The organism is Streptomyces coryli (assembly GCF_011044975.1).
In the GTDB taxonomy this organism is placed as follows: domain Bacteria; phylum Actinomycetota; class Actinomycetes; order Streptomycetales; family Streptomycetaceae; genus Streptomyces; species Streptomyces coryli.
Map to the genome: position 1 here is coordinate 1 of NZ_JAAKZV010000296.1, position 8,838 is coordinate 8,838.

Genomic DNA, 8,838 nt, shown 5'->3' on the forward strand with positions numbered 1-8,838 from the left:
GGCTGGGTGGGGCGGTTTTCTGTGATATTTCGGGCAGCGCGTTGTCGACAGCCACGAAGGGCTCCGTTCCAGGAGGCGCACGGGATCGCCGCTGGGCAGCGTGAAGGAAGGGGAAGAGCGTCAGCGCGCGCGGCAACAGCCGGCGGAGGCCACCCGCAGCAGGTCGATATGACCGCGCGTGGTGAGCAGGACTGACGTAGACATGCCCGAAAACGTAGCGACCCGCTTCACCGCCGGTCAACGCCGTCTCGGCTGCCGGACGTTCATTGCGGGGGTGTTGCGGGCGTACTAAACGGTGGGGCGCGCCGCGTCCTGAGTGCGGAGAGCGGGCTTGACGACTTTGCCGCCTGCGTTGCGGGGGAGGGCGTCGAGCAGGATCAGGTCCTTGGGGCGCTTGAAGGAGGCGAGTCTTCCGTCGAGGAAGCCGGTCAGCTCTTGCAGGGTGAGGCCCGAATCCGGGCTGATGGCGGCGTACGCGACCGGGACCTGGCCCCAGCGCTCGTCGGGCCTGCCGATCACCGCGACTTCCAGGACGGAGGGGTGTGCGGCGATGGCGTTCTCCAGTTCGGCGCAGTAGATGTTCTCGCCGCCGCTGATGATCATGTCCTTCTTGCGGTCGACCACCCAGATGAAGCCCTCGTCGTCGCGCTTGACCAGGTCGCCGGAGTGGAACCAGCCGCCGGCGAAGGCCTCCGCGGTCTCCTGGGACTTGTTCCAGTAGCCCTGCATCAGAGTGGGCCCGCGGTAGACGATCTCGCCGACCTCGCCCACGGGGACGTCGTTCATGTCCTCGTCGACGATGCGGTGCTGGATCGCCGGGATCGGCCGGCCCACCGAGCCCAGTTTGCGCAGTGAATCCGCGCCGCGCAGCACGCAGGTGATCGGCGAGGTCTCGGTCTGGCCGAAGACCGCGACGTTGAGCGCGGCGGGGAACTTCTCGCCCATGGCGCGCAGGGTCGTATCGCTCGCGGGAGCCGCTCCCCAGCTGATGATCCGCAGCTTCAGGTCGCGCTTGTCGATGTCGGGCTGGGCGCAGAGCAGGTCCCACTGCTGCGGCACGTTGAAGACGACGGTGGCGCCTTCGCGTTCGTACGCGTCGAGGACCGACCGCGGGTCGAAGGCCCCCAGCGGATGGATCACGACCGTGCTGCCGACCACGAAGTTGGCGACGATGGAGCCGAGGCCCGCGATGTGGAAGAAGGGCGCGGTCAGGAAGCCGACATCGGAGTCGTCGAAGATCTCCATCGCGCGGATGCAGGTGATGGCCTGCACCTGCATGTTGCGGTGGGAGAGCATCGCCCCCTTCGGGCGGCCGGTGGTGCCCGAGGTGTACATGATCAGCGCGGTCGAGTCCTCGCTGATGTCGGGCAGGTCCATCGGCTCGTGCGCGGAGACGAAGTCCTCGTACGCGAACGTCCCTTCGGCCCCGGCCTCGGCCCCCACCCCAGCCGCATCCGCCTCGCCGATGACCACGACCGTCCCGATCGACGACGCGCCCGGCACGGAGCGCAGCAGCGGCAGCAGCCGGGCGTCGACGACAACGGCCGAGGGCGTGCAGTCGCCGAGGATGTAGTCGAGTTCCAGCGGCGCCAGCCGGAAGCTCAGCGGTACGGCCATCGCCCCGAGGCTGTTCGCCGCGAACACGCTTTCCACGAACCATGGATGGTTCAGCGTGAGCATGGCCACGCGGTCGCCGGCGGCGACGCCCCGGCCGGCGAGCGCGGCGGCGAGTTGCAGCGAGCGCCGGGAGAGCTGCGCCCAGGTGGTGGTCTCCCCGAGGTAGCGGAGCGCGGGTTTGTCGGGGCGCATCATCGCGTGCGTGGCCGCCTGGGACATCCAGTGGTGCCGGAAGGACCAGGAGGGCACCGTCTCGGTCGACATGGAAGGCTCCTCGGGTGTCGTGTCGATCGGTTCCCGCAGCGGCATTCTGCTGGTCAATGCGGGCCTGAGAGAAGGGGTACGACGCACTTTTGTTAATGGGGAATCACATGGCCGCGGCCTGCCGGGCGTGTGATTGACTGAGCGGCATGACCACCGGACAGGTCGCCGCCACGCGCCCCCGCAATCGCCGGCAGCTGATCGTGGACGCGGCCGGCCGGCTCTTCAGCGAGCGCGGTTACCACGCGGCGTCCATGGAGGAGATCGCCGCGGGGGTGGGGATCACCGCCACGGCCCTGTACCGGCACTTCCCGAACAAGTACGCGCTCTTCGCCGAGTGTGCGCACGCCATGGTGGACGGGCTCGTCGACGCGCTCGACGAGACGCCGCCCGACGCCGCCCCGGCGGAGGTGCTGGGCGCCCTCATCCGGGTCACCGTCGCGAATCGTGCGTCGGGCGGCGTATACCGGTGGGAGGCCAGGTATCTCGACCGCAAGGACCGCCGGCTGCTCAAGGCGAAGTTCGGGCGGGTCGTCGAACGGGCCGCCGAGGCGGCGGGGCGGGCGGCTCCCGGGTCCGATGAGCGGCTGCGGGTCGTGGCGGCGCTCGGCGCGATCGGATCGATCACGATGCACCGCACCTCCATTGCCCAGCGGCGGCTCGAGGACGTGCTGCTGGCGTGCGCCCTGCGCGTGCTGGCGACCGACCCCGCCGCTCCCGTACGGGCCGGGGGGAGCAGTCGCGCCGCCGAGGTCGAGCTGCCCGCCCTGCCGGTGCCGCGCTCGCGGCGGGCGGAGATCCTGGCGGCCGCGATCCCGCTGTTCGCCAGGGACGGCTTCGCCAACGTCACGAACGGCCAGCTCGCGGAAGCGGTGGGGCTCGCGCCGTCCGCGCTGTACCGGCATTTCCCGGGCAAGGTCGACATCCTGGCGGCGGCATGTTCGCAGGCGGCCGGGCTGCTGGCCCAGGCGGTGGACCGGAGCCTGCAGGACGTGGCCGACCCGCGGGACGCCGTGGTGGCGCTGGCCGCGGCCTACGTGGCGTACAGCTTCGAGCACACCGACCTCACGAGCGTGGCCGAAGCCGAATTCGTCGGTCTCCCGGACGAGTTGCGGCGCCCGCTGGTCGTGGCGCAGCGCGAGCACATCGCGGTCTGGGAGCAGCAGCTGCGGGCGGCCCGCCCCGAGCTGGACCCGCGGCAGACCCGGGTCCTGGTGCACGCCGGGTTCGGGGTGGTGGTCGAGGCCGGGCGGCAGCTGCGCTGGCGGGACAGCCCCGGGCACCGCGCGGCCGTCACGGGCCTGGTCGTGGGTGCCCTGGGGCTCTGACGTCCGCTGTCTCAGGAGCCCTGCCTGTTCCCCGTCGGGATCACGATGGGGGTGGTGGTCCCCGACTGGCCGTTGTTCAAGAACCCCATGGCCAGGGCGCGCACGAACTGGTCGAACATATAGAAGCCGCCGGGCGCGACGTCGATCAGGCCTTCGCGGAACTTGATGTAGGCCGGCCACACGCCGCGGATCAGGGCCGCCGCCGCGGGGTCGCGCTTCAGGCTCAGCCAGTCGCCGATCTGGTCGCTGAGGACGTAGCGCACGAACTCGTTGAGGAAGCCGCGTGTGACGCCCAGGTCGAGCTGGGAGGGCAGGCCGAGCAGGTCCTCGGCGAGCTTGATGCCCTCGGTGGACGGGGCGAGGATCGGGGTGAGCACCTGAGCCGACTGCGCCTCCGCGGCGGCCCACGACTTGGGGATGTACTCCTCCCGCACGCCCAGCAGATGGAGGGCCACCTGCCAGCTGTGCAGGAACGCCTCCTGGTCCTCGGCCGGGAACGGGACCTTCCAGTCGAGCAGCTTCCGGCGCACGTAGGTGCCCAGACTGTGGAAGGTGACCAGGATGTCGGCGTTGCTGATCGGGATCTTCTGGTCCGAGACCGCCGTCCAGTGCGGCGACTGCGGCAGCAGGTGCCGTACCGCGGCGTGCACGAGGCGGGTCTTGTTGGCCGTGACCACGAACTGGCCCTCGGGCTCGAAGCCCTTCAGCTGCGCCAGGTCGTACCCGAACGTGAACGTCTTGGCCGCGCGGTCCTTCATGTCGGCGCCGCCCGCGGACCAGTAGACGCTCTTGGCCTCCCGCGGAATCACGGTGCTCATGATCCCGCTGCCGAGGCCGTAGAGCATGAAGAGATACGTGTCCTTGCGCCGGTTGAAGTCGGCGGCGCGGGCCAGCTTGGCGCTGTCGGCCCAGGTGGGCAGCTTGTTGACCTTCTGCAGCCAGGCGGTGAGGCCGGCGGGGAAGCCGGTGGGCAGCGGGTCGTTGTTGTTGACCCAGGACTCCATCGCGGAGTTGACCGCGGGAATCCGGCCTTCCTTGAGGAGGGTGACCAGCAGCTGGTCCACCTCGTCGTCCCATACGTACTCCGGGTCGGTGCCCGCGCCGTAGCCGGCGACCGAGTCCGCGGGCGACCACGCCCACGCCTCGCTGGTGCCCGCGGCGCCTACGAGGCCCAGCGCGGCGCCGAGCGACAGTACTTTTCGACGGCTGAGATTGCTCATTAACTTGCTCGCCTTCCCGGTAGAACGTGCGGCTCATCAGGGCTTGCGGTGCTTGTGGTTGGCCTTCCCAGCACGTTTCTGACCTTGTGTCAGGATGTGATTTCTGATTAACATAGCGACGCGTGCCGGGGTCGACAAGACCATCGCAATGGCGTTCTGGAGGAGCCCGGATGACCACGGAGACGAGCTCTCGACCCGCCTGGGTCACCGACGAGCTGATCGCGCAGTGGTACGCGTGGGTGTGTCAGGACGCGACGCCCCGCGGGCCGGACGGTCAACCGGAGGATGTCGCGGCGGCGGTCGCCGGCGCCCGGACGGCCCGGCCCGAGTGGGCCCGGCTGCCGCTGCGGCGCCGCGCCGATGTCGTACTCGCCTTTCACGATCTGCTGCTGGCCCGGCAGGACCAGGTGCTCGACCTGATCCAGTGGGAGACCGGCAAGGCCCGGTATCACGCCTGGCAGGAGGTCGCCCAGGTCGCGACGATCGCCCGCCACTACGCCCGCCGTGCCGGGCACTACCTGGCGCCCAGGCACGTACGCGGCATGGTGCCGGGGCTGACCAAGGTCAAAGAGGTGCGGGTGCCGAAGGGCGTCGTCGGCGTCATCTCCCCGTGGAACTACCCCCTTTACCTCGGCGCCGGCGACGCACTGCCGGCGCTGCTGGCCGGAAACGCCGTGGTCTCCAAGGCGGATTCGCAGACCCCGCTGACCCTGCTGTGGACCCGCGCGCTGATGGCGGAGGCCGGGCTGCCCGACGGTCTGTGGCAGATTGTGACCGGCTCCGGCGCGGTGGTGGGGACCGCCCTCGTCGACGCCGTCGACTTCGTCTGCTTCACCGGCTCGACAGCCACCGGACGGGCAGTCGCCGAGCGTGCCGCGCGCCGCCTGATCGGCGCATCGCTCGAACTCGGGGGCAAGAACCCGCTGATCGTGCGGGAGGACGCCGACGTCGCCGCCGCGGCCGCCGGCACGGTCGTGGCCGCCTTCGCCAACACCGGGCAGATGTGCATCCACATCGAGCGCGTCTATGTGCACGAGAAGGTCTACGACACCTTCCGCGACGAACTCGTCCGCGCCACGCGGGCGCTCGAGCTCGGGCAGGCGTACGACTACTCGGCGGACGTCGGGTCCCTGACCTCACCGGCGCAGCTCGCGACGGTCGCGGCGCATGTCGACGGCGCGGTGGCCAAGGGTGCGACCGTGCTCGCGGGTGGCCGGGCCCGGCCCGACATCGGACCCCTCTTCTACGAGCCGACGGTCCTGGAAGGCGTCACGGCCGAGATGGACGTGTGCGGCGACGAGACGTTCGGCCCGGTGCTCTCGCTCTACCCGTACCGCACGGACGACGAGGCGGTGGGCCTGGCCAACCAGGGCACGTACGGCCTCTCGGCCTCGATCTGGTCGAAGGACACCCGCGCCGCCGACCGGATGGCGGGTCGGATCCGCGCCGGGTCGGTCAACATCAACGACGGTGCCGCCGCGGCAGCCGGGAGCATCGAGGCCGGGATGGGCGGCATGGGCGACAGCGGACTCGGCAGGCGCCATGGTGCCGAGGGCATCCGCAAGTACACCGAGAGCCAGACGGTCGCGCGGCAGCGGCTGATGCCGCTCGGTCCGAAGCCGGGGGCGGCCGGCGCGGTGGAGGCTTTCGTGCGGCGGACGAACGGCCAACTGGCCTTGCTGCGCAAGCTGCGGGTGCGATGAGCGGCGAGAGCATGCGCGTACGGGCGCGATGGCAGGCGCTGCGGGCCACGACGGGGCAGGTCGACCCCGGCGAACTGGATGCCCTGTGGGCGGAGCTCGAGGTCGTCGACGCGGCCCAAATCCTCGGGTCCTGGCGCGGCTTCGCCTTCCTGACCGGGCACCCCATCGAGAAGGTGCTGGCCGCGAGCCGCTGGCACGGCAAGCGGTTCGACGCCCTCGACGACGCCAAGCCACTCATCTGCCGGGCCGAGGACGGCAGCCTCTACTCCGACACGAAGGCGGGGCGCGGGGAGGCCACCCTGTGGAACGTCGAGTTCCGCGGCCAGGTGACTGCCACGATGGTGTACGACGGCAGGCCCGTGCTGGACCACTTCAAGCGCGTGGACGACAACACCCTCATGGGCGTGATGAACGGCAAGCCCGAACTCGTCCTCGCGGACGGCCGCCACTTCTACTTCGGCCTGGAGCGCGAGTGAGGACCACGGTGCTGCTCTCCGGCGGCGCCGGCGCCACCGAGCTCGTCGAGGCCGAACTGGACGACCCGCGCCCGCATGAGGTGACGGTCCGGATCGAGGCGGTCGGCGTCTGCCACACCGACCTCCTGACCCGCGCGGCGCTCGGCGACCGGCCTGCGGTGCTCGGCCACGAGGGCTGCGGCATCGTGGAGCAGACCGGCGCGGCCGTGGACACCCTCGGCGTGGGGGACCGGGTGGTGATCTCGTTCGCGTCCTGCGGCCGGTGCGGGCAGTGCCGGGCCGGGCATCCGGCGTACTGCGACCGGGCGACCGCGCTGAACGGATCGGGGCGTCGGCTCGACGGCTCGCCGACGATCCGCGTCGGGGGCGCGCCCGTATTCGGCGGCTACTTCGGGCAGTCGTCGTTCGCCGCGGCAGCGCTGGCGGATGCCCGGTCGTGCGTTCCCGTCGGCGACGTGCCGCCCGAGACGGCCGCCCCGCTGGGCTGCGGATTCCTCACCGGTGCGGGAGCGGTGCTCAATGTCCTCGGGCCGGGGGCCGGCGACCGGCTGCTGGTGGTCGGCGCCGGCGCGGTCGGCACCGCGGCCGCCCTCACCGCCCTGTCCGAAGGCGTCGAGGTCGTGGTGGCGGAGCCGGTCGCCGCGCGCCGCGAGCTCGCCGCCGGGTTCGGAGCCCGGGCCTTCAACTCCCTGGACGACCGCCTGCCGCCGGTGACCCACGCGCTCGACACCACCGGGCGTCCCGAGCTGATCGCCCGCACGCTGACCCTGCTGCAGCCGCGCGGCGTGCTGGCCGTGGTCGGCCTCGGACCCGCCACGGCGGCCATCGACGTCCGCGACCTGATGCTGCGCGGGCTGCAACTGCGCGGCTGCGTCGAGGGCGACGCCGAGCCCGCGCTGCTCGTGCCGGAGCTGCTCCTGCGCTACGAGCAGGGCCGCTTGCCGCTCGACGGGCTGGTGACCACGTACGACCTGGGCGACTTCGACCGGGCGGTCGCCGATCAGCGCGCCGGACGGGTACTCAAACCCGTGCTGCTTCCGCGCCGCTGACGTTGGACACTGGAGCCATGACCGACGCGTTCACCACCCGCACCCTGGACATCACCACCGGCTCCGGCGAGACCGTCGCCGACCTCACGGCGGAGGTCGAGAGCTTTCTGCGCGAGGCCGCGCGGGGCCGGGACGGGCTGCTCAACATCTTCGTGCCGCACGCCACCGCGGGCGTCGCCGTCATCGAGACCGGCGCGGGCAGCGACAAGGACCTCCTGTCCGCGCTCCACGACCTGCTCCCCGCCGACGACCGCTGGCAGCACCGCCACGGCAGCCCGGGCCACGGCCGCGACCACGTCCTCCCGGCCTTCGTCCCGCCGCACGCCACGCTCCCGGTGATCGAGGGCCGGCTGGCGCTGGGCACCTGGCAGTCGGTGTGCCTGGTGGATACGAACGGCGACAACCCGCGGCGGCAGGTGCGGCTGAGCTTCCTGGGGTGAGCCGAGCCCCGGCACCGTGGCGGGTGCCGGGGCAGGGCGCGTGCGGTGTCACATCTTCGGCATCAGGACGGTGTCGATGATGTAGACGGTGGCGTTCGCGGTCTGCACGTTGCCGCAGACGACGTTCGAGGTGTCGTTGATCTTGTACGACTCGCCGGAGCCCGAGGTGGTGAGCTTGCTCTTGGCGAGGGTGTCGTAGGAGCCGTTCTCGAGCTGCTGCGGGGTGAGCTTCTGGCCCACGACGTGGTAGGTGAGGATCTTGGTGAGCTGCTCCTTGTCGGCGAGGACCTTGTCGAGGTCGGCCTTGGGGATTTTGCTGAAGGCGTCGTTGGTGGGTGCGAACACCGTGAGGTTCTCGGCGTTGTTGAGGGTGTCGACCAGTCCCGCCTTCTTCACCGCGGTGACCAGGGTGGACAGGGCCGGGTTGTTGGACGCCGCGGTGGCGACGGGGTCCTTGGCCATGCCGTCGAAGCTGCCCGCGCCGTCCTTGGGCACCGAGGCGCAGCCCGGGCCGAACGGCTTCTCGGGGTTGCCGTTGTCCGCGGAGGCGGCCGGCTTCTTCTCCTTGGCGGCGGATCCGCCCGCGGACTGCGACTTGTCACCGCTGTCGCTGTCGGAGCAGGCGGTGACGGCGAGCGGCAGGACGAGCGCGGCGGTCGCGGCGATCGCGATGCGACGGATGCGGAGGGTGGCGTTCATGGTCTGTTTCCTTAAGAAGACGGGGGGTTGGGGATCGGGGCTGGG

The 8,838-nt window shown here is 71.0% G+C and carries 9 protein-coding genes; 5 read left to right on the forward strand and 4 right to left on the reverse strand.

The window, feature by feature from the left end:
• Positions 1-120: 120 nt before the first annotated feature.
• Positions 121-204: a putative leader peptide gene (locus tag G5C51_RS44360; RefSeq protein ID WP_420824899.1), complete on the reverse strand. Its 84-nt coding sequence runs from the start codon at positions 202-204 to the stop codon at positions 121-123.
• Positions 205-288: 84 nt separating this feature from the next.
• The gene (locus G5C51_RS36810) at positions 289-1,881 is read right to left on the reverse strand and encodes a long-chain-fatty-acid--CoA ligase (protein ID WP_165244372.1); all 1,593 of its coding nucleotides are present in this window, start codon (positions 1,879-1,881) and stop codon (positions 289-291) included.
• Positions 1,882-2,027: 146 nt separating this feature from the next.
• Between G5C51_RS36810 and G5C51_RS36815 the strand changes: the two genes are divergently transcribed.
• Positions 2,028-3,206 carry a TetR/AcrR family transcriptional regulator gene (locus G5C51_RS36815; RefSeq protein WP_165244374.1) on the forward strand — a complete coding sequence of 393 codons (1,179 nt, stop codon included), beginning with the start codon at positions 2,028-2,030 and terminating at the stop codon, positions 3,204-3,206.
• A gap of 11 nt (positions 3,207-3,217) precedes the next feature.
• Here G5C51_RS36815 and G5C51_RS36820 read toward each other — a convergent pair whose 3' ends face one another.
• A complete protein-coding gene (locus G5C51_RS36820; RefSeq protein WP_165244376.1) occupies positions 3,218-4,426 on the reverse strand; it encodes an oxygenase MpaB family protein in 1,209 nt (402 codons plus the stop codon).
• A gap of 170 nt (positions 4,427-4,596) precedes the next feature.
• Between G5C51_RS36820 and G5C51_RS36825 the strand changes: the two genes are divergently transcribed.
• The 4 genes from G5C51_RS36825 to G5C51_RS36840 are packed head-to-tail and all read left to right on the forward strand — an operon-like array spanning position 4,597 to position 8,094.
• Positions 4,597-6,129, forward strand: a complete 1,533-nt coding sequence (locus tag G5C51_RS36825) for a succinic semialdehyde dehydrogenase (protein ID WP_165244378.1) — start codon at positions 4,597-4,599, stop codon at positions 6,127-6,129.
• Positions 6,126-6,605: a DUF4334 domain-containing protein gene (locus G5C51_RS36830; RefSeq protein WP_240930184.1), complete on the forward strand. Its 480-nt coding sequence runs from the start codon at positions 6,126-6,128 to the stop codon at positions 6,603-6,605. Before G5C51_RS36825 ends, G5C51_RS36830 begins: the two co-directional genes overlap by 4 nt.
• Positions 6,602-7,654, forward strand: coding sequence for an alcohol dehydrogenase catalytic domain-containing protein (locus G5C51_RS36835; protein ID WP_338118442.1), 1,053 nt, complete (start codon positions 6,602-6,604; stop codon positions 7,652-7,654). The genes G5C51_RS36830 and G5C51_RS36835 overlap by 4 nt, the downstream gene beginning before the upstream one ends.
• Positions 7,655-7,671: 17 nt before the next feature.
• Positions 7,672-8,094, forward strand: a complete 423-nt coding sequence (locus G5C51_RS36840; RefSeq protein ID WP_165244380.1) for a secondary thiamine-phosphate synthase enzyme YjbQ — start codon at positions 7,672-7,674, stop codon at positions 8,092-8,094.
• Positions 8,095-8,142: 48 nt separating this feature from the next.
• On the opposite strand, the gene G5C51_RS36845 is transcribed toward G5C51_RS36840, so the two are convergent.
• A complete protein-coding gene (locus tag G5C51_RS36845) occupies positions 8,143-8,793 on the reverse strand; it encodes a fasciclin domain-containing protein (protein ID WP_165244382.1) in 651 nt (216 codons plus the stop codon).
• Between the last annotated feature and the right edge of the window lie 45 nt (positions 8,794-8,838).

Coding starts and splice junctions, on each gene's coding strand:
- G5C51_RS44360 (WP_420824899.1), bottom strand. CDS start 204: ATGTCTACGTCAGTCCTGCTCACCACGCGCGGTCATATCGACCTGCTG.
- G5C51_RS36810 (WP_165244372.1), bottom strand. CDS start 1,881: ATGTCGACCGAGACGGTGCCCTCCTGGTCCTTCCGGCACCACTGGATG.
- G5C51_RS36815 (WP_165244374.1), top strand. CDS start 2,028: ATGACCACCGGACAGGTCGCCGCCACGCGCCCCCGCAATCGCCGGCAG.
- G5C51_RS36820 (WP_165244376.1), bottom strand. CDS start 4,426: ATGAGCAATCTCAGCCGTCGAAAAGTACTGTCGCTCGGCGCCGCGCTG.
- G5C51_RS36825 (WP_165244378.1), top strand. CDS start 4,597: ATGACCACGGAGACGAGCTCTCGACCCGCCTGGGTCACCGACGAGCTG.
- G5C51_RS36830 (WP_240930184.1), top strand. CDS start 6,126: ATGAGCGGCGAGAGCATGCGCGTACGGGCGCGATGGCAGGCGCTGCGG.
- G5C51_RS36840 (WP_165244380.1), top strand. CDS start 7,672: ATGACCGACGCGTTCACCACCCGCACCCTGGACATCACCACCGGCTCC.
- G5C51_RS36845 (WP_165244382.1), bottom strand. CDS start 8,793: ATGAACGCCACCCTCCGCATCCGTCGCATCGCGATCGCCGCGACCGCC.